The following is a 25,356-nucleotide window of genomic DNA, read 5'->3' on the forward strand; positions in this document are numbered from 1 at the left end:
GCTTATGGTAGATTTCGCACGAACACCTGAAGAGGCTGAGCATTGATCCCATCAGAGCTACTCCGACAGAACCGGCAACAAATCATGCAGATCGTCGCCGCTCACCGCGCCGCAAGACCGCGCGTTTTCGGCTCGGTTCTGCGTGGCGAGGATAGCGAAAAGAGTGACCTGGACCTGCTGGTTGATGCCCTACCGGGGGCGACCCTGCTCGATCTCGGGAGTATCCAGATTGACCTTGAAGAACTCCTTGGCATCCGGGTAGACGTACTGACGCCAGGCGATCTGCCAACCCGGTTTCGCCAACAGGTATTGCGGGAAGCACGGCCACTGTGAATGCCAATGACACCAAGCTGCGGCAGCTGGACTACGTTGAGCACATGCTCGAGGCGATTCGCCTGGTCCGCAGTTACGTTAAAGGCATGAGCCGTGACGCCTTCTTCGCAGACAAGAAAACCCAGCAAGCGGTCGTCCTGAACATTCTGATTATTGGCGAGGCGGCCGCTCAGATTGCCAAGGAATACCCGGAATGGGCAAACCGACACCCGGAGGTTCCGTGGCGAGCCATGCGCGGCATGAGAAATCGTCTGGCACACGGCTACTTCGACATCAATCTGGAGTTGGTTTGGGATACGGTGCAGGGCCCCTTGCTTGAACTTCGAAGCCAGTTGCTTGGAGTCCTGAGCGAGGAATCTGCGGCCAAGAAATAAACGACAATGGGCGAGCAAGGGGGCCCGCGGCCGGAGTGACAGCGATGTGCGCGACTGAAGACTGGACGGCGCCGATGAAGCGTCCACCGAGTCCGCGCTGCCTGCTCTCGTAATAGACAGCGCCCTCACGCAACTCCGCCAGCGCGTCCCGGTGATACTCGACTCCCGTCGAGCGCTGGCATTGCTCACCCTGGAAAGCACTTCGTCGGCAGCAAGCGAATTTATGTCACCAGCACGAACGTCATCGAAGCGGCGGCGCGCCTCACGTAACCAGAGTGGGCTTATCTCGGCGGCATCCAGGCTTTCCACGACGCAATCAGCCAAGCTTGCCCGCGTTTCGTTGGCCATTTCTTCTGGCGACAAGTGCACGCGAGAAACCCTTGTCGCCGCTGAAATTCCACCGGTTCTCGCGCCGCTGCCCCGGTCGCAAAGAACCGGGCAACCACCGCCCACACACCGTCATTGCGAGGAGGCGCAGCCGACGCGGCAATCCAGAGGTTTGGCTTTTTGCGTTGCCAATGCGGCGGAAAATGGTGAGAGGATGGAACTGGATTGCCGCGTCGGCTGCGCCTCCTCGCAATGACCCGCGGGCTGGTGTGGCGCCGCCTTCCCGGCGAGACATTCGGCCAAGCCGAAAACGGCGCGACACCCTGCGCTCGCTTGACTTCATCGCTTCCCGACGGCGTGCGACACTACACTGCTCCCCAGCGATTGAAGGCCGGACCTGGATATGCTCCAATCAAGTCGTTTTCCGATGGCATTTTTCGTCAAATGGTGATGACCTCCCCGCCGTTCGCGCCGCGATGTCTGTGCCTGGATATCGAAACCGCTTTCGATGACCTTCTCTCCATTCACAAACTGGCCGGCTGGCGAGCGGACACCAACGAAGGCGTTTCCCTGGCCGGGCAGCAGATCGCCGCCGCCGTCGAGCGCCTCGACGCACTCACCGAGGGCGCGGCCTTCGTCCTCGGACACAATGTCGTGCGCCATGACCTCCCGGCACTCGCCAGGGTCTATCCACAGCTGAAACTGAACAAGCTGCCAGCCGTCGATACGCTGGAACTTTCGCCGCTCGCTTTCCCCGCCAACCCGTACCACAGCCTGGTCAAGGACTACAAGCTCGTCCGTGACGCACGCAACGACCCGCTCAAGGACGCGCAGCTGGCGCTGAAGCTCTGGCAGGACCAGTACGCGGCCTTTGCCGCACTTGCTGTCTCGTCTCCCGACGAGATCGCCTGCCACCATTTCTTCCTCGCGCGTGACACCAGGGGAGGCGTCGGCAGCTTCTTCGCCAAGCTCCGGGCGGCGATGCCGCCGAAGCCTGGCGAGGTCCGTGCGGCCGTCGGCCGCCTCGCGGCGGGCAAGGTTTGTCCCGCTCATCTTGCCGAGATCCTCGACCAGGCGCTCGTCGATCCAGGCGTCGGGCGGGCATTCTCCTACGTGCTCGCCTGGCTGCGCGTCAGTGGCGGCAACTCCGTCCTGCCCCCCTGGGTACGCCGGCAATACCCGGCAACGATCGAGCAGATAGAGAGGTTGCGCGAGACACGCTGCGCCGACCCGGCCTGCCCGTACTGCGCCGTCTATCTGGACCCCGGCAAGGAACTGGAACGCTACTTCGGCTTTTCCGCCTTTCGCCCGGAGCCCGCGAACGCCGCGGGAGGCTCGCTGCAGGAGGACATCGTCGGCGCCGGGTACTGCGAAGAAAGCCTCCTCGCCATCCTGCCTACCGGCGGCGGCAAGTCGATCTGCTATCAGCTGCCGGCATTGTCGCGGCACTGGCGTAACGGCGCTCTCACGGTGATCGTCTCGCCGCTGCAGTCGCTGATGAAGGACCAGGTCGACAACCTGATCAAGGTGGGGATCTACAGCGCAGCGACCCTCAACGGACTGCTGACCATGCCGGAACGACGCGACGTTCTGGAGAAGATCCGCCTCGGTGATGCCGGAATCCTCCTCGTTTCCCCCGAGCAGTTCAGAAACCGGGCCTTTGTCGAAGCCATCCGGCAGCGACAGATAGGCGCCTGGGTATTCGACGAGGCCCACTGCCTCTCCAAGTGGGGCAACGATTTCCGCCCGGACTACCTGTACGTCTCGCGCTTCATTCGCGAGCGCCACGCGCGCAGGCCGGACGACCGTGCGCCGATCAGTTGTTACACGGCAACCGCGAAACGCGAGGTCATCGAGGACATCCGCAGCCACTTTCACGATTCGCTTGGCGTCGAGCTGCGAATCTTTGACGGCGGGCACGAACGGCAGAACCTGCAGTACGAGGTGATGGCGGTGACCAAGCCGGAAAAACAGCCTCTGATCCACCGGCTTCTCGAGAAGGAGTTCGGCGACGCCGCCAAAGCTGACCGCCATGGCGGCGCCGTCGTCTTCACGGGCCGCCGCAAGAGCGCAGAAGAGATATCCGGTTTTCTGCGCGACATGGGCTGGGCCTGCGCCCACTTCCACGCCGGCCTTGACCCGGGCATCAAGAAGGACGTGCAACAGGCGTTCATCGAAGGCGAGCTCAGGGTCATCGTCGCCACCAACGCTTTCGGGATGGGGGTCGACAAGCCCGACGTGCGCATCGTCATCCACGCCGACATTCCAGGCTCGCTTGAAAACTACCTCCAGGAGGCGGGCCGCGCAGGGCGTGATCGGCAGGACGCGCGCTGCGTGCTGCTCTACGACGAGGAGGACGTCGAGTCCCAGTTCAACCTGTCGTCCCGCTCCCGCCTCTCGCGCAGTGACATCGCCGCCATTCTGCGCACGCTTCGCCGCTACGCCGGAAAAACGAAGAGCAGCGAGATCGTCGTCACGCCCGGTGAAATCCTCGCTGACGACGATCTGGAAAGCAGCATCGACGCCGACAATCCGGACGCCGACACCAAGGTGAGAACGGCCATTTCCTGGCTGGAACGCGCGCGATTCCTGGAGCGCAACGAGAATCACACGCGCGTCTTCCCCGGCAGCCTCAAGGTGCCGACACTCGAGGCGGCCGCGAAGCGCCTGGACAAGGCCAACCTCTCCAATGACATGCGACGCAAGTACCTCGGTCTGGTGTCGCTGTTGATCAATGCACGCGACGACGAAGGCGTCAGCACCGACGAACTGATGGCCGCGCTGGGCGAGTCCAGCGACAACATCATCCGCATGCTTCATCAACTCGAGCAGATGGGCGTTCTCAGCAACGACCTGGCGCTGACGGTTCTGCTGCGCAAGGGCGTCAGGGACGCCAGCAGTGATCGGCTTGCCCGCGTGGCGGAAATGGAAAAGGCGGTGCTGGCGCTGCTCCCCGAACTGGCGCCCGACGCCGACAGCGGCGAGTGGCAGGACGGCAATCTGCGGGGGCTGTGCCAGGATCTCAAGCTGCGCAGTGGCGTCGACTTCATCCCCGAGCAGCTGATGAAACTGTTGCACTCGCTGGCGCGGCCTTTTGGCGATGGCGAAAAGGGTCGGCGGGCGTCCTTTGACGTCAGGTTGCTGCGCCGCGAAATCCTCAAGGTTCGCCTGCGGCGCAGCTGGTCCAACATCCGCGGGATCAGCGACAGGCGCCGGGCGGTGGCTGGCGTTCTGTTGCAGACGCTGCTCGGCAAGCTCGACGACAAGCTGCGCGGCGTCGACCTGCGCGTGGAATGCAGGCTCGGCGACCTGGCCGGGGCGCTGCGCTCCGATCTTGAAATCGGGCCACAGGTGAAGGACGAGCTGACCGCCATCGAGGCCGGCCTGCTCTACCTGCACGACAACGGCGTCCTGATCCTCGATCGCGGCAAGACGGTCTTCCGCTCGGCAATGACGATCCGCATCACCCCGGAAGAAAAGTCGCGTGGCTTCACCAACGCGGATTTCGAGCCGCTCAAGGAACACTACAGCGAGAAGAACTTCCAGATTCACGTCATCCACGAATACGCAAAGCTGGGCCTGAACAAGCTGTCTGCCGCATTGAGCTTCGTCTTCGCCTATTTCTCCCTGTCCAAGCTCGACTTCATTCGCCGCTACTTTGCCGGGCGCAAGGAAATCCTCGAACGGGCAACGACGGAAGAGTCGTATCGGCGAATCGTCGACAGCCTGCGACACCCCCTGCAACAGCGCATCGTTGCCGAAAAGCCCGACGCCAACCGCCTGATCCTTGCCGGTCCCGGGTCGGGCAAGACACGCGTCATCGTGCATCGCGTGGCGTACCTGGCCCGTGTTCTGCGCGAACCCGCGTCGAGCATCATCGTCCTGGCGTTCAACCGCGGCGCGGCGTGGGAGATTCGTCACCGCCTGCGCAGTCTCATCGGCGCCGAAGCGGGCGCGGTGACCGTGCTCACCTACCATGCCCTGGCACTTCGCCTGACCGGCACGAGTCTTGCCGCCCTGGCCGAGAACAGCGGAGAAGAACCCGCACGGCAAGGTCTCGACCAGATCCTCGACGAGGCCGTCGCCCTGCTGCAGGGGAAAACCGCTCCGGGCGGAGTCGATGGCGAAGGCGACGAACTGCGCGAGCGCCTGCTCGCCGGCTATCGCTACATCCTGGTCGACGAGTACCAGGACATCGACCAGCGCCAGTACGAGCTGATCAGCGCCCTCGCCGGCCGCCAGACCCAGGACAGGGATGCCCGCCTGACCGTCCTCGCCGTCGGCGACGACGACCAGAACATCTATACCTTCCGGGGCACCAGCAACACCTTCATCCATCGCTTCCAGCTGGACTACCAGGCGACGGTCGAGTATCTGGTCGAAAACTATCGCTCCAGCGCCCATATCGTCGCCGCCGCCAATACGCTCATCGCGCCGCATCGCGAGCGGATGAAGATCAGCCACCCGATTCGCATCAACCATTCGCGCAAGGACGACCCGCCGGGAGGACGCTGGCAGCAACTCGACCCCGCAGCCCAGGGCCGCGTACAGGCGCTTCGTGTCCCCAGGGATGCGATCGGCCAGGCCGTCGTCGTGATGGCCGAGCTCGCGCGGCTGAAAGCGCTCGACCCGACCGGCGACTGGTCCGATTTCGCCGTGCTGGCGAGAAACCGGGCGACCCTCGACCCCGTCCGCGCCTGGTGTCACCAGAACGACGTCGCCTTCCGCATGTCCGAGCGCGACAGCTCCGGACCGAAATTCCACCAGACGCGCGAAGCGTGCCGTCTTCTCGACCTGTTGCGCAACAAGCCTAAGCGGCGATGCAAGGCGGCCACCCTGGCGCGCTGGTTCGAGGCTCGTTTCTCGGATGCGCAGCACGCCAACCCCTGGCTGGTGTTGCTCGCCCAGTTCATTGACGAGCTGAACTGCGTGTGGGGCGATCTGTCGCTGCCGAGCGGCACCATCATCGACGAGCTCTACGAGTTTGCCACCGACGCGGCGAGGTCCGAGCAGGGCCGCCTGACACTATCGACGGTGCACTCGGCCAAGGGGCGCGAGTTCCGCCATGTCGTGATCCTCGACAACGGCGACTGGCAGGATGCGTCAGACGACGAACGCCGTCTCTACTACGTCGGCATGACCCGCGCAAGGGACCTGCTCCTGCTGTGCGAATCCATGAGTGCGACGAACCCGTTCTCCCCACGCCTGTCGGACCCCGGCATCACCCGGGTTCCCCTGCCCCAGGACATCGAACGCCCGGAAGCCCTTGCCTGGCGCTACGTTTCGCTCGGGCTGGCGGACGTCGACCTCAGCTTTGCGGGGCGGCTGCCCCCAGGCCATGCGATTCACCGAGCGCTGGAAGAGCTCGATCACGATTCGTCGCTGCGAGTCGTTCAAACGGACAAGCGAATCGAACTTTGCGCCGCCGAGGACGGACGGCCAGTGGGCGCCATTGCAAAAAACTGCCGCCTTCCCGCTGGTCAGATAATAGCCATCAAGGTCGACACCCTCGCCCGGCGATTCAGGAAGCAGTCGAATCCGGATTTTGCCCACCAGCTCAAGGTCGACGCCTGGTGGGTGCCGCTCGCCACCGTGACGATTGCGCCGAATGGGGAGATTCAGAGCGGTCAAATCCGTAGCCAATGAAACTCGGACGCCAGCGTCAAAGCGACGTTCGGGCCGAGCGTCGAAGTGCCTTGAGTTCTGGGTCGCCAGAATTATGACCGGACCTACCGTCGCAAGTCTCCGAGACACTATTCCTGGAGCAAGCGGTTTAATGATCAGACCCCAGCATCTCGGAATTGCCCACGACGCCAGCGAACGCCACGCCAGCTATCGCCAAATCTTCCCCGACCAGCTTGACGACGCAGCCGTTGCCGACATCCCTCTCGCGCTCAATCAACGCCTGCCGCCTGGTAACAGCCGCTCTCGCGCCGAAATAGCACACGCCGGCGGAAAACGGCGCGATGCGCAAGCACGCAGCACTGACAAAGGCACTGCGGATGGAAAATAACCACAATACCATTTACAGGCTGACTAGACTGGTGGAGAATGCACACCAAAATGATGGGCCCTCGCTCTCTCCGTTTTGGTAACGGGGGAATTGATCGTGGAGCTGAGGAAAAATAGAGCCTGGCCCGTGCTCCTGCGTGCTCCTCTGCTTTTTTCTTTCACTCCAGAAAGGTTTATCTGCCACAAGCCGCCGCGGTTGAGCCGCCCGCTCTTGCAGCAGATAAGCGCTATTCGTTGCACTTTGCTTGTACTTTTTATTCTCTCACACGCTGGGAACGTGTTGCCGGCGGTAGTCCGCTGCCAATCGGCGTGTGGGTATTTTTTGCTCATTCTTGAAAGGAGTTTTGCGATGTTCAGACTACGCCCGTTCGTATGCCGCCTGATGTGCGCTGCTCTCGTCCCGCTCACCGCCGCCGCCGAGCCGCCGGCAGTCGCGGAACTGCCGGCGCCCAAGGTAGGCGATGTATGGGAATTCAAGAAAATCGATCTGTGGAACAACAGTGAGCTCGAGACGTACCGGCGGGAACTCGTTGAGATCCGGCCCGACCATCTGGTATATCGTGGGAAGTCGGCGCAAAATGCCGAGCCGAAGACCTTTTATCATGGTCGCAGCCTGGCTCCCTGCCGGCGCATGCGCGAAAGCGAAGAAGAAAATTGTGTGGGTGCGTTGGCATTCCCTCTACACGTCGGCAACAAAAACCGCTATGAAAAGCGACCCTGGCGCACGGGCGATGGTCACTATTCGGCCGATTGCGAAGTCAAGGCAATCGAATCGGTGACCGTCCCAGCGGGAACTTTCGACGCCTTTCGCGTTGATTGTGACGGGACATGGCAGCGCGTATTCGATATCACGCCGACCACTGGCGTGAAGGGTCGCTTCGAGGAAAGCTTGTGGTACTCGCCAAAAGTGGGCAACTACGTCAAGTCGACCTACATCGGTTACAGACCCAGCGGGGGCGTTTTCACCCGGGAGCAGACCGAGCTGATCGAATTCTTGCCGAAGTGATCGATCGAGGGCGACGAATGCTCGCTGCTTGCCTTCGCCGCTACTCACCCCGCTGGCTGGTCAAATTCCCTCGCCTCTAGTCACTTAGAACCCCCGCCCTGAAGGTCGCGTTTATGAGGGCCGCCGTGTTGAGAGAACGTCTTGAAGCCAGATCTGCAAAACCACGCTCTTCACCCCGCTGGCAGAGCAATCCTCTCAACTTAGCATAAATGCATAGCGGCGATCGTGGCTTGAATGGCGTTCATTTTCATTGCATAATTGAGCTGTAACGTATTGTTTATAAAGGGTAATTGCATGACGCCCTTCATATGCGAAAGTAATTAACGGACTTGCCAACTATCTGTTTTCACAGGAGTTATTGGAAGGCGCCCGTCTCAAGCCGAAGTATTTCACCCGCGACCGCACGCTCAGCTTCCCAACCGTCCTGACGTTCTTGCTGTCCGGCGTACAAGGTGCGGTCCAGGCTGAACTGGACCAGTTCTTTGCCAACCTGAGAAATCGTGCGGACTCGGTCCGCTTGGTGAGCGCCCAGGCTTTCTGCAAGGCGCGCTACAAGATTAGTGCTTTGGTGTTCGGTGACGTCAATCGAAAGTTGATGGACCTGGTCGAGGAGCATCTGCCGGTGCCGCGATGGCAGGGTCTGCGGATAGTGGCTAGCGATACCGCGGCGGTCCGGCTGACGACGATGAAAGAAGGTGTACGTTCGATCGTCACGGGCGTGGCGTTTGGCCTGTACTTGCCGGGAATTGAGATGTTCCTTCACTTCGCGTTGCAGCATGGCGCGTGTGACGAGCGCCAGATGCTCTTCGAGGTGATCGAGCGGCTGCAGGTCGACGACCTGCTGGTCCTCGACCGCGGCTTTCCTTGCCGCTGGCTGGCGGCAGCACTCACCGCGCGCGGGATCCCTTTCTGTATTCGCTGTGACATTTCCCGTGGATTCAGGGTGGTACGCGAGTTCATGCGCTCGGGGCAGAGCGAGCAGCTGGTGAGCCTGCGTGCGCCGAATGCGCGCGATGCGCAGGACTACGAGTGCCCGGCGACGCCGACAACGGTTCGCTTGGTGCGGGTGACCACGCCGAACGGGCGGCAACATGTGGTGATGACTTCGCTGCTTGACGCCGTCGCTTTCCCGGCGGCCGTCTTTGGCGCCTTGTACCACGGCCGTTGGCGGATCGAAGAAGCGTTTCGCCGGCTCAAGCATCGCTTGGGGCTCGAACATACCTCCGGCTTGTCCTGGCAAGCGGCCAATCAGGATTTCGGTGCCAAGGCCGTCTTCGACAACCTCAATGCCCTGGCTGCCTACGTCGCCACCGACGCGCATCTGGACGCCGATTCGCCATGGAAGATCAACCGTACCTTGGCGATCGACAAGATCAAGCGCCAGATCGGCCGTTGGTTGCTCGCCGCTGGTGCGACGACGCGGCGATTGAAGCCCCTCATTCACGAGATTGCCGCCAACCTTCAGAAGTTTGTCGCTGGCCGCTCCAAGCCTCGAACGCCGCAGCGAAAACCGCATCGCTACCACGCCTACAAGCCGGTATGACGGAATGCTAAGTTGAGAGGATTGGCTGGCAGAGGGAAGGAGCCAACGCTAGATTGGGTTCAACAAGATATGTCTGCGGCGAACCGCGCGTGGTTGAGTGGGTCTGGCGCTTTCGGGGCGCAGCTATACGCTATTCGTTAGGCGTCAGAATGGCAGCTCTTCAGAAACCCCGAATGGGAGCTCCTCGGACACTACTTCATCAGTGAACGGAGATATATATGAAGCCGCATTCAATCGTAGTTCTCTTGATCCGCGTGCTCTGCGCAGCCGCGGCGGCAAGTTGTCTTCAGGCAACAGCAGCCGACCTCCGTGTTCTAGCGCCCAATGCGACAAAGGCGTCCGTTTCAGAGGCCGTGACAAACTTCGTGAAGTCCTCCGGCAATACGGTCATCGTCAGTTGGGCAGGCACGGAGGCAATCACGAAGCGAATCACTGAAGGCGAAGTGGTAGACATCGTCGTCAATGCTGCGCAAAACATCGATCGCCTAACCACCCAAGGCAAGTTGTCGCAAGGCAGCCGCACCGACTTTGCCAGGTCATCGATCGGCGTGGCGGTCGCGCCGTCCGCGGTCCGACCCGATGTTTCGTCGATCGAGGGACTCAAGTCCGCGCTGCTGGGTGCCAAGTCCATCGTCATTTCCTCGGGCACAAGCGGACGCTACCTATCCGACCTCTTCAACAGCTTGGGTGTGGGCGACCAGATCAAGGCCAAAGTCAAGCAACCGCCCTCCGGCGCTCAAATCGCTGACGTACTGGCTGCCGGTGAGGCGGAGCTTGGGTTCCAGCAGATCAGTGAATTGCTCCACGTCGACGGTATCCAGTTCCTCGGGCCCATCCCCGCTGAAATCCAGAATTACACGATCTACTCTGGCGCAGCACACACTCGAGCGCCCGAGTTCGAAGCGGCTCAAGCCTTTCTGAGAGCGCTACGGGAGCCGGAAACGGCCGCCGTTGTCAGAAAATCCGGAATGGAGCCGCTGTGAGTATTGCTGGCCGGGCTATCGCGTTGTGACGTCTACCTTAAAACGTTGGCGCTGAAGAAGCGTCACTTCGAACCTCCGCTTTTCCGGAGGCCGCGCGTCCCCTTTTGGGACGTAAAGAACCTGCCAGATTCCATTCGTCATCCGGCAGCATCCGTCAACGTCCTGCCGTTCCTGTCGCCAGGTACTCCTACAAATGAATGACCGAGGGCTCAGACATTGCCACCGCCAAATTCTTCATGAACCATGGCGATGAATCGGCTCAAGTGAATGCGCGAAATGGACGAGCTACGTCCATGCCGAGGCTGAATTACCTAGGAGCGATGCCGGCCCATCAACAGAAAGTTGTACCATGGCGACATATTGTGAATGACTTGCCAACCGGTTGGCGTGTCGTGCGCCTGTTCGTAACCGTAATCTACTTAAAGATTAAACGATGGCACTCTACGAGTTATCTCAGGATTCCATGGTCGAAATTCCTTCGACCACCTACGCCTCACTCGGACTTCGTGAACGCAACGACGTCCAACGAGTATTGCGGGAACATATCGATGTCATCTCGCCAGAAACCCTGATACTAACCGACGAGTTCGGCCACTGGGAGGACTCTAGGCGTCGTATCGACTTGCTCGGTTTGGGCCGTGACGGCCGCCTAGTCGTCATTGTTAGCGGCTGAGTCGACCCGCAGAAATCTGGCGTCGACGTGATCGGTGTGACGTGAACGAAACAGGGGCCCGGCGGGCCCCTGCGTCTTGATGGTGTTGGGTTGGTTTAGAACGGCGGATCGGTGGTTTCGACGTTGCGGTCGGTCACCCGCAGCTCGCGGAAGCGGGTCTGCAAAGCGACCTCGTAGTGCGCCCAGATACGATTGCGTAAATCATCAAGCAACTCGATGACCGCCAGCGCCTGATCCGGCGACCAGCGAGAGTCGATGAGCAAGTCGAGGCCGTCCTGCAAACCGGAAGGTGGATGATAGGGCTTCACGTTGCCGCCTTCGCCGAGCGCTTCCTGGATCTGGCGGCTGCCTGTTCCTGTGCCTCCTTGCGCCGGTAGGAGTCCCCCTTGATGGCGAGAATCTCGGCGTGATGGACTAGGCGGTCGATCATCGCCACCACGCAGCTGGCGTTGGGAAACACCTCCGACCATTCCGAGAACGACTTGTTGGTGGTGATCAAAGTGCTCTTCTTCTCGTGACGCCGATTGATCAACTCGAAGAGCAAGTCCGCGTGACGGTTCGAGTAAGACAGGTAGCCGACCTCGTCGATGACGAGAAGATCGGGCGCCGCATAGCGACGTAGCCGATAGCGCAGCGCCGAGTCACTGTCCAGGCCGGCCAGATCGCCGAGCAACTGTCCGGCGGTGGCAAACAACACCGTGCGCCCCTCCAGGACCGCCTGATGCGCAATGTTCTGAGCGATCATCGTCTTGCCCAGGCCACTGCTGCCGACCAGGAGGACGTTGGTCGTCGCCTGCAGGAAGTCCAGGGTCATCAGTTCGGCGATCGCGCGCTGATCGCATTGCTGCGGCCAGGCCCAGTCGAAATCGGCCAGCGGCTTGAAGCGTCCGATATGGGCGCAGCGCAGCCGTCGTTCGAGCGAGCGGCGCGCACGCTCGCCTTCCTCCCAAGAGAGCAAAGGATCCAGCCAGGGCTGCTCGGCACACTCGGCCCAGTGCGCGAGGAGGCCGTGCAACTGCAAAGCGGCCGCGCGTCGGCGGCGGGCATCATTCGTCATCCGGCGTCCCTTCCATCAACTGGTCGTAGTCATCGAGCCTGTGCGGGCGCACCGGGACATCGCGCCGTTTCACATGCTCCGGCAAAGGCACCGCCAACGGCGGCGGTTCCGCCTTCGCCTGCCGGCGCTTCTCCAAGGCCAGACGAACCGCATTGGGATGCGGCACGCCGCGCCCCAGCGCGTCGGCAATCGCCACCGTCAGTTCGGCCACGCCGTAAGCTTCCAGCAGCTCGGTCAGCGCGCGCACCGTGCGTCCCAGCGGTTCGCCGCGTTCGACCGCTTGCGTCAGCAGCTCACGGCTTGTCGGCACCGCCTGCACCAGATGATCGGTGCCGCGATGCGCGGCGGCTTGATGCTTATGCGCGACCAGGGTCGCGATGTGCTCGGGGATTTCGATCTGTTGCCGGCGGTCATAACTGCGCCGATGGGTGGCGACCACGGTCTGGCCATCGAGGACGCGTACCTGATCCAGGCTGGCGACGACGCTGAGCGTGCGCGCCACGCAGGTATGCGGGATCGAGTAGTCATTCAGGTCGAAGCGCACGTACGGCGTCTTGCCGGCGCAGACGGCCTTGACCTCGTCGGTCGGGAAGGCGTTCCCGGGTAGCGTCAGCAGGCGCGTTCGCTCCTGCTCGAAAGCCTCATGCACCGTCAGCGCCTCGTCCTCCGGGCAGCGCCGCTCCCCGGCAGGCCCGATGACCCAGGCGTCGGCCTGTGCATTCAAATCGTCCACATCCGTGAAGCGGCGGCCGGCGAAGAACGCATCGCGGATAAAACGCACGGCCCTTTCCACGCGGCCTTTCTCATTCCCCCGCGCCACTGCCACGGGGCGCGGCTCGAAGCGGTAGTGACCGGACAGGGCCAGCAGTGTCGGGTGAAAGCGGATCACCGAGCCCTGGCGCTCAAGGACCGCGCTCTTGAGATTGTCGTACAGGGCGACCCGCGGGCAGCCGCCCCAGGCGGTCAGCGCGCCGACATGGCCCCGCAGGAAGTTCTCCATGTGGGCGCCGAGGTAGAAGCGCAGGAAGATCTGCCGCGACCAGGAGAGGACGGCGACGAAGGCCATCAGGGGCCGGCGTGCCCGACCGATCTCCAGGTGGCCGAAGTGACCCCAGTCGACCTGCATCTGTTCGCCCGGCAAGGTGCGCAGCCGTAGATAGGCTTCGGCTTTCGGCCGCGGTCGGTGGCGGGCGATCAGGTGCCGGAAGTGATCCGGGCGCCCCGGATAACCGCGGCCCTTGACCATGTCGTACACGCGGGAGGCACGTAGGCGCGGAAACTGCGTCAAGGTATCGAGGATGAACGGCAGATAAGGATCGATCACCGAGGGCCGGCGAACCGGTCCGAGTGCCGGCAAGCCGGCTTGGGCGAGCACGCGGGCGACGCTGTCGCGATGCACTTGCAGTTGGGTCGCGATGGTGCCGATACGCCAGCGTTCGGCGTGGTAATAACGCAGGATCTGCGCTTCAATCTCGGGGCTGAGAGCCATGTCTTCTCCGGTCGGGTGGGTGACGGCGAATCCGACGCTGCAAAAAGTCCTGGCGCACCCCGTCCGGCAAGGGACGATGACAACGACAGCAGTGCCTTGGCAGAGGTGCGACCGGCAACGTCGGTTCGCAGGAGAGTTGAACAGGGGTGGCCCTGGGTGGGGAACCCTGATGCGTCACTTTCTGCTGCCGGCCCCGGTAACGGCGCTGGCGTTCGGCATGGGCGTGACGGCCGCGCAAGCTGTCTTGATAGCGGCCACCCGAGGCACGGACAGCCTGTCGGCGGGCCTGGTCGGCACAGCGCGCGGTGCAGTAGCGGTGGCCACGATCACAGTGGCTGCAAATGAGCACGGCTGTGCGGCAAGCGGCGCACAGGTAGCGTCTTCCAGAAAGATCCATTGGCCGTCCCGGCCAATGGGAATCTGACGGCGAGCTGCGCTTCGTGAAATACTAGGCAGGCAACGTCGCCGCTATGGGGGCTACGGGGCGCGGCATCGGGTCTGGCTTGGCGGTTGGGACCGATGTCGCGCCTGCCTTTCCACCGGCCGCCGGGCTTTCTACCGCATCGGCCACACGAACGCTACTGCCGCGCCGCTCATGCCGGGCCGCAGCTCACCTCCCGCTCAAACCCCGGGAAGTCGATACCCGACGGCGCTCAGCGATTCCTGGTTGCCCATTCCTGCCGCGCTTCGCTTGCCAGACGACGGGTTGCTGCGCAACCCGTCCGCCGGGAGCCTAGCCGGCGGCAAACCGGAAAACCAGCATATTCATGCTTGGCTGAAAGTCAAAAACCAAAGCAAACCAACGGCTCTTCCCACTTCATCAGGCCGTGGACGCCAGATTTCTACGGAAAGGCGACACCGTTAACAGTCATCGAGCTGAAACGCACGGAAGACGGCGGACACATTGAATTACAGGCGCTCCGCTATGCTGCAATGGTCTCCACCCTAAAGTTTGAGCAGGCGGTCGAAGTTCATCAGAAGTACAGAGCATCACGGGGCCTACCAACTGACTCTGCAGAAAGAACCATTCGTGAGTTTCTTGATGCCGAGGATGGCCCTGTCGCCTTTAGCAACCAAGTCCGCATCATCCTTGCCTCGGCCGACTTTTCGAAGGAGGTCACTTCGACTGTCCTGTGGCTGAATGCTCAGGGGCTGGACATCATGTGTTGCAGGATGCGCCCATATGCCTTTCAGGGCCGAGTCTTGCTGGACGTGCAGCAAGTCATTCCCTTGCCCGAAGCAGCTGCCTTTCAGGTCGCTATTCGGGAAAAGACATTGGCCCAGGCAGCCGTTGAAGCCAGTGGCCGAGACTACACCCGCTACCGCGTACAAACGTCGCAAGGTGAAGAATTCACCAACCTCCCCAAGCGGCGCTTCATATACGAGGTTGTAAGGGAAGCCATTCGGTTGGGTATCAAACCAGGCATCGTTTTAAACGCTGTACCTTGGCGGCAGTCAAATATGTTTATCTCCGCTCCCGGAAAACTTACTGGCGAGGAGCTCATGGCGACAGCCAGCACCAAATCGCCAACACGTTATTTTTGCGACGATATAGAGTTGTTCCATGTGGAAGGAAACACCTACGCCATGACAAACCAGTGGGGCCCTCGAACTGAAGAGGCAGTAAAGAATATCATTGGCGTTCTTCCTGAAAATCATGGCCTTAAGTACAATACGATGGCCTAGCCGACAATCGTCAACCGTCTATAATACTATAAATCGTTGAATAAATCGACGCCTGGCGAATCAATACAACGGCCTATCAGAAGGCAGTCGGTTTGAAATGCGAGACTAACTGGACTCTTCTGATACAAGCACTTAATCATTTGCAACATGCGAGCCTTCATGAAACATGACCTTCCATCATTTGCTGTTCTGATCGACGCGGATAACGTTAAATTAGAAAGCATCGCCCCAATTCTCGAGGAGATTACGCGCATTGCGCGGATTACCGTTCGACGTGTCTATGGTGATTTTACGAGTCAGAATTTAGCCGCTTGGAAGACCAAACTTGCAGAACACGCGATACACCCTATCCAACAGTATCGGAACACGATCGGGAAAAATTCTAGCGACAGTGCGCTAATTATTGATGCGATGGATTTACTTCATTCGCGTCGATTTGAAGGGTTTTGTTTGGTGAGTAGTGACAGCGATTTCACGCGGCTTGCTACTCGCATTCGCGAGGATGGCTTGGTTGTCTATGGCTTTGGAGAAAAGAAAGCGCCAAAAGCGTTCGTTAATGCCTGTGACCGTTATACCTATGTTGAGAACCTGATAGTAGTCTCACCGCCAGCGCAAAGCGTCGAAAGTACAATTAGTCTCGTCACCGAGAATCTTATGACGCAGCCTGACTCGCTCGAGAGTTCGCCAGCCAATCAGACCGCTCAACTCGAGAAGCAATCAAGCAAACCATTTCTCGCAACCGAAGCAATAAAGGCCATCAACAAACCTCCTTTACAAGCATCCAACCTGCTATTGAGGGCCTACACGAACGTAACCGATGATCACGGATGGGCGATGATTGGAAGCATGTCGTCCTATATCCATGCCAATCACTCAGACTTTGACCCCCGTTCATTTGGGTGCGCAAAATTCATAGATCTGATTCAGAGAACGGATGCTTTTGAGTTAATTCAACGGGCGCATAAAAACGGTCAAAGTTATTTCTGTCGCCCTAAACCATCAGAACAAGAACCTACGGGCACGCATGCATATCTCACCGCTTTATTAAAGGCAGTGGCAGAAGCCAAAGCACCAAACGGATGGGCGCCAATAAGCGTAATTGGCCAAAAACTTAAGGCTTTAGGCCACGACATCAGTAAATCAGGCTTTTCAACGCTCACCGAAGCGCTGAAAGCGACTTCGCTTTTCGAGATGCAGGGCAGTGGTGCTGCTCGCTACTTCCGTGCAAAAATATGAATAACCTTTGATTAACATTCTCCGGCCCTATAATTTTTTTGACAAACGACTCTTGATGCCCGGCCCGTCCCGTTGGAATTCGAAGTCCGAACGTCCGTTGATGCCTACGGACCTGCCCCTCCGGGCGGAATTCGGCTCTTGCAACTCGACCGGCAGCTTTCGACTAGCTTGCTCGACCAGGGAATGGCCGCTCCCCACCCTCGCGATCGTCCGCAATGGGTCGAAAGCGTGACCAGCACTCGTCAGTAAGCGGTCACCCGCAGTCGCCGCTGACTTTCCCGGGTCTCGGCACCGCACAGGTTGCGGCTTTGCACTTTTCCCCCGCCTTATGTGACCAAAGCACGATACCTGGATTTTTTTGGGAAGTCGCTTAAGCCGGAGAGGGAAGGCAATATCGATGCCGCGATTCCATAACTGCCCATTCTCCTAACCGTTCCACTGCGCCTCAAACGTCAACACAAGCTCTCCACAAGTATCCGGAACGCGCTTTTCCTTGTAATGTTGTTCATAGTCTTTCCTATAAAACTCGGTCGCCCGGTAACGAAAAGCCAGTCTTTAAGCAGCTTTTATGCCTTTTCTTTCAAGTTTCCCCTTGCGAGGTCTGCTCGATGAATTCAGAAATATCACCTTTAATGCAGATGCTTTTGTGAGCAATCTGTCGGGGCACGTCGGCATGCTCCATGTTAACGCGAATCAGCGCTGAATTCGCAAACGAGTCGGTGATCCTTTCCATTGGCAGGCGAATAACTGCGGGTGTGTTGTACCCTGAACCAAGGTCCAACAGCAGCAGCTTCTTGCCGTTCATGTCCTCCAGCCAACGGAGCAGTCGTTCACGCTGCGGAGCGAAATGGCCATCCACCATCGACCCGTCAACGCGAACGTTCGGAAACATGGTTCCTCCGCAATTCGGGCACACCGGAACGGCCGCTTCATCAACAATAATCTGCTCAACCGGATCCAGCGCATTGTTCAGCCGATCAAAGAACGGCTTCATGTCCCAGGCCTGCTGGCAGCAGGGAATCGTACACTGAATTTTTCCATAACTGCCCTGCGGTGAATAAATGCGCTGCGTATCAAATCCGTTCTTGTGAAATAGCTCGTCAACGTTGGAAGTCATGACGAAGCAGTTTCTGTCGCCAATTAAACTGCGCAGCTTTTGGTATAGAGGATTCGTTGATTGGCTGTAGTAGACATAGTTCAGCTGTGTCGCCCAGTAACCCCACATTTCCAACGGCGTCCAATTCCGGTAGCCGACAAGATCATACTGCCTCAAAAAACCGCGCCTTTTCCAGGCGGGAAAGACTCGGGCGAACGCTTCGCGGTCGGAATAGTTCAGGCCCGCGGCGGCAGTAAGCCCTGCGCCCGCACCAATCAAAATCCCGTCGCTTTCTTTTATCAGAACGCAGGTGTCTTTTATATTATTATTAATCATAATACTTCCATCAGCTTTTTATAAAGAGCGCAATCCTTATCGGTGAAAACGTTGAAAACGACGTGGTCCAGATCGGCCGCATGTTGCTGCAACCAGGAAATAACCGTTGAAAACGCCGCCTCGGCCGCTTCGGCCTGTGGATAACCAAAAACACCGGTGGAAACACAGCAGAATGCCACGCTTCTAATCTGCGGCATTGCTGCGCTCAGCTCCAGGCAATTGGTATAGACCTCCCGCAACTGCCGTTCGCTCTCCTCATCCAAGCTATCACTGACAATGGGCCCGACCGTGTGCAGGACAAATTTGGACGGGAGATTGTAGGCTCTGGTAATTTTGGCCTGTCCCGTCGGTTCAGGAAATCCTTGCCTGCGCATGATGGCATCGCAGTCATCCCTGAGTTGAACGGGGTTTAGGGTCGTTTCCTGTGGAACGGGCAAGAACGGGGCGAAGGGCGAGGCGGGCAAATGAGTGAGCTTTCCAGCAATAAGATAGGCCATGGCGATGAAGTTCTCGACGCGGCGATAGCCGCGTGCGCGAGCTCTGGCCTCCTGAAGCGCTCGATTCATCGCTTCGACACGGCCATTGTGCTTGCCGGGGTGAAAACCGTTGAGGACGCCAGGAAGATGCTTGCTGATGGTCCGGCCGAGGCGCTTGAAGGGTTCGAGTCGGCAGCGGCTGGCCCAACTGAGCCAGCGCTTGAGCAGGGGGTTGGCCTCGTCAGGTGTCGTGGCGGTGGCGTAGATGGAGCGCAGCGCCTGCTTGATCCGCCAGGCCCGTGCGGTCTTGAGGTTCGAGCGCTGCAACCAGTACATGGTGTCGGTTTGCTTGACGGTCCAGTCGGCGGGTTTCTTGTGCAGGCCCCAGCGGGTGCCTTTGAGTTCGGGCGCGGTCTTGACCTCGGCGCGGCGCACCTCGTCCAGCGCCGTGCTGCTCAGAGCAGCGACGTGAAAGCGATCAAAGCAGACCTCGGCTGCTGGAAAGTGCTCGGCGGCGCCGGCCTGAAACGAGCCGCTCATGTCCATGCTGACATGGGTGATCGCGCTGGGCTGGCCACCATGCTCGGTAAGGTCGCTGGCGAACTTCCCGAGCGTGGCCTTGTCTCGGCCCGGCGTGGCAAACAGCAGACGCTGCGCGTCGAGGTCATAAAAAACAGAGATATACGTCTGGCCGCGTTTACTGGCGGTCTCATCGACGCCGATCGCGCGAACCCTGCCATGACTTTCCTGGGCGCGCGCCCGGCCCACATGATGATTGATCACGCGCCACAGTCTGCGACTGCGCACGCGCAGCAGTCGGCCGGCGGCCAAGACCGACATGGTCGGTGCCAACATCAGCGTCAAGGCCTCGAACAGCAGCGTGAAGCGGCTCCCTTCACGCGCCCAGGGCACAGGAATCTGCGTGACCTTGCCGCAACCGGCACAGGCCACTCGCGGCACCTCGGCATGCAGGTGGGCTTCGTACTGAAAGAAATCCATATGGCGCCAGGAACGCGCCAAGCGGTCATGCAGCGGCTGCGCCGCCGCACCGCAAGCCGGGCAAGCATGAATGGCTGCGCCAAATCTCACCTGAAAGTCGATCCGTCCGGACTCTGGCTTGAAGATGACCTCAGCTACCTGCCAAGGAGCAACGAGACCCAGAGCCTGGGTGAACAGCGTTTCAATCATGAGGAACCGGTCGTGAGAGGAAAGGCCGCCATTGTCCTCCATGCCGAGGGCGGCAGACTGCCTTCCTCGGCCCGGAGCAAGCGTAAGCGAGCGGGCAGCGATGTAAAGGGTTCGGCTGCGCCCGGACTACGTCCGCCCTTGACATCACCGCCCCCTCAAACTGCCAAAACCAGCGCCCGTTCCACAGGAAACGACATAGAGCCGTTGAACGCCTGCGGCAGTATGTATGGCATTATCGATGCACTTGTGCAGCGGCTGAAAGCACCCGAGCATTTGATTATTTGCCGCATTGACGATTGAATCAATTCTAAGCTTGGTGATATCGCCTTGAAAAATGGAAACACGAGTGGAGCCTACGCGCTTAGCGTTCCGGACAAGGTCATTCACGTCAACGATCTTCTTTTCGGTCAGCTCAGTCTGCAGCAGCCGATTGAGGGCCTCGATTTCGGTTTCCTTCAGAAAGCCGGGTTGAAGAATGTTGAGGGCGGCGTGGAGCAACCTCCTTCGATCCTCATAACCAATCGCCGCGGGGGCTCGGAGCCGCGAGAGCGGATCCTTAACGGCAGACAACAAGACATCGAGTGCCGAACACTTTTCAGCCTCGCTGTCAAACGGCAGTGCCGCTTTATATTCCTCAAACAGAGAAAGATCATCCGCATAATCGGTGTGAAGGAGCAGTTTCATATTTATATATTCTCCTTGTTACTTTTTTCTTTACCGCCCCATGAATTGCTTCAACGGTGCCCCAGCTCTCGAATAGCTTACCGCTTTCACTCCGGAACAGGTGGCAGAGGGCAAGGCTGCGCTACCCGGAGGATGGGCGAGCCCGCCCGTTGGGCTTCAGAGCGACTGCCACGGATCTCATCACGTCGCCAATCATACCTGCCAAGAAAAAAGCCCCCGCCAGCTTGCCGGCGAGGGCTTTTTCCACTGTCGCTTACGGCGAAGGTCAGACGGTTACGGTATCCGCCACGTCGCTGAACTCCTTGATCTGGTCGAAGTTCATGTAGCGATAGACATCGGCAGCCTTGGCGTTCACCACCTTCACCTGTTCCATGTACTCGGCGACGGTCGGGATGCGTCCGAGCAGAGCGCAGATCGATGCCAGTTCGGCGGAGCCGAGATAGACGAAGGTATCGATGCCGAGGCGGTTCGGGAAGTTGCGTGTCGAGGTCGACATCGCCGTGCTGCCCTTCTTGATCTGCGCCTGGTTGCCCATGCACAGCGAGCAGCCGGGCATTTCCATGCGCGCGCCGGATTTGCCGAGGATCGCGTAGTAGCCTTCCTCGTTGAGGATCGCGGCGTCCATCTTGGTCGGCGGCGCGACCCACAGGCGGGTCGGGATGTCGGTCTTGCCTTCGAGGACCTTGCCGGCGGCGCGGAAGTGGCCGATGTTGGTCATGCACGAGCCGATGAACACCTCGTCGATCTTGGCGCCGGCGACTTCGGAGAGCAGCTTGGCGTCGTCGGGGTCGTTCGGGCAGGCGACGATCGGCTCCTTGACGTCGGCGAGGTCGATCTCGATCACAGCGGCGTACTCGGCGCCGGCGTCGGCCTTGAGCAGTTCGGGCTTGGCGATCCACGCTTCCATGGCCTTGATGCGTCGGCCGAGCGTGCGCTTGTCTTCGTAGCCGGTGGCGATCATCCACTTCATCAGCGTGATGTTCGAGCGCATGTACTCGATGATCGGCGCCTTGTCGAGCTGGATCGCGCAGGCGGCGGCGGAGCGCTCGGCAGCGGCGTCGGAGAGCTCGAACGCCTGTTCGATCTTGAGATCCGGCAGGCCTTCGATTTCCAGGATGCGGCCGGAGAAGATGTTCTTCTTGCCCTTCTTCTCGACGGTCAGCAGGCCGGCCTTGATGGCGTAGTAGGGAATGGCGTTGACCAGGTCACGCAGGGTGACGCCATCCTGCAGCTTGCCCTTGAAGCGCACGAGTACCGATTCCGGCATGTCCAGCGGCATCACACCCGTCGCGGCGGCGAAGGCGACCAGGCCGGAGCCGGCGGGGAACGAAATGCCGATCGGGAAACGGGTGTGAGAGTCGCCGCCGGTACCGACGGTGTCGGGCAGCAGCAGGCGGTTCAGCCAGGAGTGGATGATGCCGTCGCCGGGACGCAGCGAGACACCGCCACGGGTGCTGATGAAAGCCGGCAGTTCGCGGTGCGTACGCACATCGACCAGCTTCGGATAGGCAGCGGTGTGGCAGAACGACTGCATCACCATGTCCGCCGAGAAACCGAGGCAGGCGAGATCCTTGAGTTCGTCGCGGGTCATCGGGCCGGTGGTGTCCTGCGAGCCGACGGTGGTCATGCGCGGTTCGCAATAGGTACCCGGCAAAACGCCCTTGCCTTCCGGCAGGCCGCAGGCCCGTCCGACCATTTTCTGCGCCAGCGTGTAGCCCTTGCCCGGGTCGGCAGGATTGTGCGGCACCCGGAACAGCGTCGAGACCGGCAGGCCGAGCGCTTCGCGTGCCCGGGTGGTGAGGCCACGGCCGATGATCAGCGGGATGCGTCCGCCGGCACGCACTTCGTCGAGGATCACCGGCGTCTTCAGCTGCGATTCGGCGATGACGGCACCGTTCTTCGTCGCGGTGACCTTGGTCGTCACGGTATCGATCTGCAGTTCGATCTCGTCGCCCATTTCCATCTGCTCGACGTCGAGTTCGATCGGCAGCGCGCCGGCGTCTTCCATCGTGTTGAAGAAGATCGGGGCGATCTTCGAACCCAGGCAGAAGCCGCCGAAGCGCTTGTTGGGAACGAAGGGGATATCTTCGCCGGTGAACCAGAGCACGGAGTTGGTCGCCGACTTGCGCGACGAACCGGTGCCGACGACGTCGCCGACGTAGGCGATCAGGTTCCCTTTCTTGGCCAGCGCTTCGAGCTGCTTGATCGGGCCGCGCTCGCCCGCGACGTCGGCTTCGATTCCCGGACGCGGGTTCTTGAGCATCGCCAGCGCGTGCAGCGGGATGTCCGGACGCGACCAGGCGTCGGGTGCCGGCGACAGGTCGTCGGTGTTGGTTTCGCCGGTGACCTTGAAAACGGTCAGCTTCTGCGACGCGGGAACTTCCGGACGCGAGGTGAACCACTCGCCGTCGGCCCAGCTCTGCAGCACCGACTTGGCGTTGGCGTCGCCCTTGTCGGCGAGATCCTTGACGTCGTGGAAGAAGTCGAAGACCAGCAGGGTCTTCTTGAGGGCCTCGGCGGCGATGGCGCCGGTCGGGCCGCTGAGGAGGTCGATCAGCGGCTTGACGTTGTAACCGCCGAGCATCGTGCCGAGCAGTTCCGTGGCCTTCTCGCGCGAAACCAGCGCGCAGATCTCCTCGCCCTTGGCGACCTTGGCCAGAAACACGGCCTTGACCTTGGCGGCATCATCGACACCCGCTGGAACCCGGTAGGTCAGCAGTTCGACCAGAGCCGCCTCTTCACCTTGCGGCGGATTCTTCAGCAGGCCGACAAGTTCCTCGGTCTGCTGCGCGGTCAGCGGCAGGGGCGGAATGCCAAGCGCAGCGCGCTCGGCGACGTGGGCACGATAGGATTCCAGCACGGCGACGTCCTTTCTCAAAAGTGGTGGCAGCAAAGCGGCAATTGTACTGCAAGGCCGTAGCGGCGAACGACCTCGCGGCGGGCAGGCTCCTGGCCCCGCCGGCAGAAACATCCGCTGCCGACAGCCCCCGCTTGATTGGTATGTATTATATAAGACATACGACTCGCTGTGAAGTAGGGCTCCCGAACAACAGCCCCGCGCTCGCAGCGCCGGCGGCGCCAGGCGGTGGTCGGCGCCCGCCCTCAAGTCAGATCGGTGACGCTACGAAACAAGCCATGCCCTGACTCCAGATACTTGCGCTCGAAGGGCGTCATCGGCTGCTCCGGGACGAAGGACTGGCAAACCGCCGCCCGGCCGGTAAGCTGCTCCACCGCCAGACAGTGCTCGGCGATATAGATCAACCAGTTGCTGCGGCACTCGAGCACGCCGCCGAGAGCAAGCAGCGCGGGAAAGACCGGGTGCCCATGCCAGCGGCGGCGCAGATGGCCGATCTTCGGCCAGGGGTTGGGATAGAGCAGGTAATGCCGATCGAGCCGCAGGCCGGCGTCGGCCAGCAAGCGCCAGTAGTCGACCAGATCGGCGCGAACCAGATCGAGGTTGGCTGGCCAGGCACGCCGTTCGCCGCCCTGCTCGCGCTGCGCTTGCGGGCACTGCCGGCCGCGCTGCAGGCGTACGGCCGACTGGTCGACGCCGATCACGTAGTGCGTCGGGAACGCTCTGGCGAGTGCGACGCTGCTCTCGCCGACACCGCAGCCGGCGTCAAGGATCAGGGGGGCGCCCGGCGCGAGGCGCTGGTAGCGCTCGAAACTTGCGGCAAAGGCGACGCGATTGTAGTCGGCATAGGGCTTGCGGAAAGGCGCGCTCGCGTGTCGTGCGAGAACCATCGCCAACTGCTCGTGGATGCCACTCTGGGCGCTGCTCGGGACGCGGGAGTTGCCTTGCATCTTCTGGCGCGCTAGCCCAGCGGCCGCTGCACCGGGATTCCATGCAACTCGAGCACGCGGCTGATTTCTTCCACGCCAGCCAGTGCCCTGACCGCCATGAACAGAGCGTCGGCTTCGACGAAGTTGCGCCGCAGGGAGCCCAGCCAGAGCTTGAGCCGTCCCGGCGCATGCCGGGCCACGACCTTGGCACAGACCTGCTGCCAGTATGACGCCAGCAGCGGCTGCAAGCGGCGCCAGTCGTCGCAGCGATCGGCGGCGACCGCCTCGCCGGCCTCCTGCGCACGAATACGCCGCGCGAGAAAGGGATCGGCCACTGCACCGCGGCCGATCATCACGTCGTCGCTGCCGCTCACCGCGCAGCAGCGCAGGTGATCGGCAACCGTCCATACCTCGCCGTTGGCGATCACCGGTTGTGGCACCACCGCGCGGATGCGCGCGATCCATTCCCAATGCGCCGGCGGTCGATAGCCGTCGGCGCGGGTGCGCGCATGCACCACCAGCGCGACGATACCGCCGGCGGCCAGCGCCCGCGCGCAGTCCAGGGTTTTCTCGGTATCGCGCACGCCGAGCCGCATCTTGGCGGTGAATGGTATTTCCTGAGGGACCACGCGGCGCACCGCCGCGACGATGCGCAAGAGCTGTTCGGGGTCGGCGAGCAGCATCGCGCCGCCGCCGTGGCGATTGACCGTCGGTGCCGGACAACCGAAGTTCAGATCGATCCCCGCCGGGGCAAGCTCGACGAGCTGCGCCGCATTCTCGGCCAGGCACCCGGGATCGCTGCCGAGAAGCTGCACCACCAGCGGCGTTCCGGCACGCGTTCGGCTGCCCTTGTCAAGCTCGGGGCAAAGCCGCTTAAAGGCGCGCGGCGGCAGCAGATTGCCGGAGACCCGGACGAACTCGCTGACGGCCAGATCATAGCCACCGACGCGGGTCAGAACGTCGCGCAGAACGTCGTCGACCAGGCCCTCCATCGGCGCCAGCAGTACTCTTCCCATCACCCATTCTCCATCCCGCTTCGAGCTTGAAGCGGGCATTCCAAGCGACCGGGTGCCC

19 protein-coding genes and 2 pseudogenes are annotated in these 25,356 nt (G+C 60.9%); 9 read left to right on the forward strand and 12 right to left on the reverse strand.

The window, feature by feature from the left end; translation table 11 throughout:
• Nucleotides 1-84 precede the first annotated feature (84 nt).
• Nucleotides 85-333: a nucleotidyltransferase family protein gene (locus QZ613_RS06945; RefSeq protein WP_043564955.1), complete on the forward strand. Its 249-nt coding sequence runs from the start codon at nucleotides 85-87 to the stop codon at nucleotides 331-333.
• Nucleotides 330-707: a DUF86 domain-containing protein gene (locus tag QZ613_RS06950; RefSeq protein ID WP_291865043.1), complete on the forward strand. Its 378-nt coding sequence runs from the start codon at nucleotides 330-332 to the stop codon at nucleotides 705-707. Before QZ613_RS06945 ends, QZ613_RS06950 begins: the two co-directional genes overlap by 4 nt.
• Nucleotides 708-917: 210 nt before the next feature.
• Here the strand turns inward: QZ613_RS06950 and QZ613_RS06955 are convergent.
• A pseudogene (locus QZ613_RS06955) lies at nucleotides 918-1,055 on the reverse strand (addiction module protein); the annotation flags it as partial.
• A gap of 423 nt (nucleotides 1,056-1,478) precedes the next feature.
• Between QZ613_RS06955 and QZ613_RS06960 the strand changes: the two are divergent.
• Complete coding sequence (locus tag QZ613_RS06960) at nucleotides 1,479-6,680, forward strand: RecQ family ATP-dependent DNA helicase (RefSeq protein WP_291865040.1); 5,202 nt, start codon at nucleotides 1,479-1,481, stop codon at nucleotides 6,678-6,680.
• A 127-nt stretch (nucleotides 6,681-6,807) separates the two neighbouring features.
• Here QZ613_RS06960 and QZ613_RS06965 read toward each other — a convergent pair whose 3' ends face one another.
• Nucleotides 6,808-7,059, reverse strand: coding sequence for a hypothetical protein (locus QZ613_RS06965; protein ID WP_291981834.1), 252 nt, complete (start codon nucleotides 7,057-7,059; stop codon nucleotides 6,808-6,810).
• Nucleotides 7,060-7,395: 336 nt separating this feature from the next.
• Between QZ613_RS06965 and QZ613_RS06970 the strand changes: the two genes are divergently transcribed.
• The 4 genes from QZ613_RS06970 to QZ613_RS06985 all read left to right on the forward strand — a co-directional run bounded on the left by QZ613_RS06970 (nucleotide 7,396) and on the right by QZ613_RS06985 (nucleotide 11,251).
• Nucleotides 7,396-8,052, forward strand: coding sequence for a hypothetical protein (locus QZ613_RS06970; RefSeq protein ID WP_291865034.1), 657 nt, complete (start codon nucleotides 7,396-7,398; stop codon nucleotides 8,050-8,052).
• A gap of 340 nt (nucleotides 8,053-8,392) precedes the next feature.
• The gene (locus QZ613_RS06975) at nucleotides 8,393-9,595 is read left to right on the forward strand and encodes an IS4 family transposase (RefSeq protein WP_291981351.1); all 1,203 of its coding nucleotides are present in this window, start codon (nucleotides 8,393-8,395) and stop codon (nucleotides 9,593-9,595) included.
• 218 nt (nucleotides 9,596-9,813) lie between these two features.
• On the forward strand, nucleotides 9,814-10,578 hold the full coding sequence (locus QZ613_RS06980) for a substrate-binding domain-containing protein (protein WP_291981836.1): 765 nt from the start codon (nucleotides 9,814-9,816) through the stop codon (nucleotides 10,576-10,578).
• 433 nt (nucleotides 10,579-11,011) lie between these two features.
• Nucleotides 11,012-11,251 (forward strand): hypothetical protein, encoded by a 240-nt coding sequence (locus QZ613_RS06985; RefSeq protein ID WP_291981838.1) that lies wholly within the window; start codon nucleotides 11,012-11,014, stop codon nucleotides 11,249-11,251.
• 95 nt (nucleotides 11,252-11,346) lie between these two features.
• Here QZ613_RS06985 and QZ613_RS06990 read toward each other — a convergent pair whose 3' ends face one another.
• From QZ613_RS06990 to istA, 3 genes are read right to left on the reverse strand one after another with little or no spacing between them, the layout of a single operon-like run.
• On the reverse strand, nucleotides 11,347-11,559 hold the full coding sequence (locus QZ613_RS06990; RefSeq protein WP_043568696.1) for a hypothetical protein: 213 nt from the start codon (nucleotides 11,557-11,559) through the stop codon (nucleotides 11,347-11,349).
• Nucleotides 11,556-12,308 carry an IS21-like element helper ATPase IstB gene (gene istB, locus QZ613_RS06995; RefSeq protein ID WP_043568698.1) on the reverse strand — a complete coding sequence of 251 codons (753 nt, stop codon included), beginning with the start codon at nucleotides 12,306-12,308 and terminating at the stop codon, nucleotides 11,556-11,558. Before istB ends, QZ613_RS06990 begins: the two co-directional genes overlap by 4 nt.
• The gene (gene istA / locus QZ613_RS07000) at nucleotides 12,298-13,797 is read right to left on the reverse strand and encodes an IS21 family transposase (RefSeq protein ID WP_043568703.1); all 1,500 of its coding nucleotides are present in this window, start codon (nucleotides 13,795-13,797) and stop codon (nucleotides 12,298-12,300) included. The genes istB and istA overlap by 11 nt, the downstream gene beginning before the upstream one ends.
• A gap of 771 nt (nucleotides 13,798-14,568) precedes the next feature.
• On the opposite strand from istA, the gene QZ613_RS07005 reads away from it, so the two are divergent.
• Together QZ613_RS07005 and QZ613_RS07010 are read left to right on the forward strand one after the other, a co-directional pair.
• Nucleotides 14,569-15,483, forward strand: coding sequence for a hypothetical protein (locus QZ613_RS07005; RefSeq protein WP_291981841.1), 915 nt, complete (start codon nucleotides 14,569-14,571; stop codon nucleotides 15,481-15,483).
• 159 nt (nucleotides 15,484-15,642) lie between these two features.
• The gene (locus QZ613_RS07010) at nucleotides 15,643-16,719 is read left to right on the forward strand and encodes an NYN domain-containing protein (RefSeq protein WP_291981843.1); all 1,077 of its coding nucleotides are present in this window, start codon (nucleotides 15,643-15,645) and stop codon (nucleotides 16,717-16,719) included.
• Nucleotides 16,720-17,299: 580 nt separating this feature from the next.
• Here the strand turns inward: QZ613_RS07010 and QZ613_RS07015 are convergent.
• The 7 genes and pseudogenes from QZ613_RS07015 to QZ613_RS07045 form a co-directional block, all read right to left on the reverse strand.
• Nucleotides 17,300-18,151, reverse strand: a complete 852-nt coding sequence (locus QZ613_RS07015; protein ID WP_291981845.1) for a Sir2 family NAD-dependent protein deacetylase — start codon at nucleotides 18,149-18,151, stop codon at nucleotides 17,300-17,302.
• Complete coding sequence (locus QZ613_RS07020) at nucleotides 18,148-18,648, reverse strand: macro domain-containing protein (protein ID WP_291981887.1); 501 nt, start codon at nucleotides 18,646-18,648, stop codon at nucleotides 18,148-18,150. The genes QZ613_RS07015 and QZ613_RS07020 overlap by 4 nt, the downstream gene beginning before the upstream one ends.
• Nucleotides 18,622-19,815: pseudogene (locus QZ613_RS07025) on the reverse strand (ISL3 family transposase); the annotation flags it as partial. The gene QZ613_RS07020 and the pseudogene QZ613_RS07025, both read right to left, overlap by 27 nt.
• Before the next feature lie 144 nt (nucleotides 19,816-19,959).
• Nucleotides 19,960-20,499: a hypothetical protein gene (locus QZ613_RS07030; RefSeq protein WP_291981847.1), complete on the reverse strand. Its 540-nt coding sequence runs from the start codon at nucleotides 20,497-20,499 to the stop codon at nucleotides 19,960-19,962.
• Nucleotides 20,500-20,764: 265 nt separating this feature from the next.
• The gene (locus QZ613_RS07035) at nucleotides 20,765-23,359 is read right to left on the reverse strand and encodes a bifunctional aconitate hydratase 2/2-methylisocitrate dehydratase (protein WP_291981849.1); all 2,595 of its coding nucleotides are present in this window, start codon (nucleotides 23,357-23,359) and stop codon (nucleotides 20,765-20,767) included.
• Nucleotides 23,360-23,601: 242 nt separating this feature from the next.
• Nucleotides 23,602-24,303, reverse strand: a complete 702-nt coding sequence (locus tag QZ613_RS07040) for a methyltransferase domain-containing protein (protein WP_291901254.1) — start codon at nucleotides 24,301-24,303, stop codon at nucleotides 23,602-23,604.
• 11 nt (nucleotides 24,304-24,314) lie between these two features.
• Entirely contained in the window at nucleotides 24,315-25,298 is a 984-nt protein-coding gene (locus QZ613_RS07045) for a tRNA-dihydrouridine synthase (protein WP_291981850.1), read from the reverse strand.
• Nucleotides 25,299-25,356 lie beyond the last annotated feature (58 nt).

It is taken from the genome of Candidatus Accumulibacter sp. ACC005 (assembly GCF_907163215.1).
Taxonomy (GTDB): Bacteria; Pseudomonadota; Gammaproteobacteria; order Burkholderiales; family Rhodocyclaceae; genus Accumulibacter; species Accumulibacter regalis.

What these genes read in the sequence shown, in the direction of transcription:
- QZ613_RS06980 (WP_291981836.1), top strand. Translation starts at nt 9,814, where the DNA reads ATGAAGCCGCATTCAATCGTAGTTCTCTTGATCCGCGTGCTCTGCGCA.
- QZ613_RS07045 (WP_291981850.1), bottom strand. Translation starts at nt 25,298, where the DNA reads ATGGGAAGAGTACTGCTGGCGCCGATGGAGGGCCTGGTCGACGACGTT.
- QZ613_RS06965 (WP_291981834.1), bottom strand. Translation starts at nt 7,059, where the DNA reads ATGGTATTGTGGTTATTTTCCATCCGCAGTGCCTTTGTCAGTGCTGCG.
- QZ613_RS06960 (WP_291865040.1), top strand. Translation starts at nt 1,479, where the DNA reads ATGGTGATGACCTCCCCGCCGTTCGCGCCGCGATGTCTGTGCCTGGAT.
- QZ613_RS07010 (WP_291981843.1), top strand. Translation starts at nt 15,643, where the DNA reads ATGAAACATGACCTTCCATCATTTGCTGTTCTGATCGACGCGGATAAC.
- QZ613_RS06945 (WP_043564955.1), top strand. Translation starts at nt 85, where the DNA reads ATGCAGATCGTCGCCGCTCACCGCGCCGCAAGACCGCGCGTTTTCGGC.
- QZ613_RS07015 (WP_291981845.1), bottom strand. Translation starts at nt 18,151, where the DNA reads ATGATTAATAATAATATAAAAGACACCTGCGTTCTGATAAAAGAAAGC.
- QZ613_RS06970 (WP_291865034.1), top strand. Translation starts at nt 7,396, where the DNA reads ATGTTCAGACTACGCCCGTTCGTATGCCGCCTGATGTGCGCTGCTCTC.
- QZ613_RS06985 (WP_291981838.1), top strand. Translation starts at nt 11,012, where the DNA reads ATGGCACTCTACGAGTTATCTCAGGATTCCATGGTCGAAATTCCTTCG.
- QZ613_RS07020 (WP_291981887.1), bottom strand. Translation starts at nt 18,648, where the DNA reads ATGGCCTATCTTATTGCTGGAAAGCTCACTCATTTGCCCGCCTCGCCC.
- QZ613_RS07030 (WP_291981847.1), bottom strand. Translation starts at nt 20,499, where the DNA reads ATGAAACTGCTCCTTCACACCGATTATGCGGATGATCTTTCTCTGTTT.
- QZ613_RS07040 (WP_291901254.1), bottom strand. Translation starts at nt 24,303, where the DNA reads ATGCAAGGCAACTCCCGCGTCCCGAGCAGCGCCCAGAGTGGCATCCAC.
- istA (WP_043568703.1), bottom strand. Translation starts at nt 13,797, where the DNA reads ATGGCTCTCAGCCCCGAGATTGAAGCGCAGATCCTGCGTTATTACCAC.
- istB (WP_043568698.1), bottom strand. Translation starts at nt 12,308, where the DNA reads ATGACGAATGATGCCCGCCGCCGACGCGCGGCCGCTTTGCAGTTGCAC.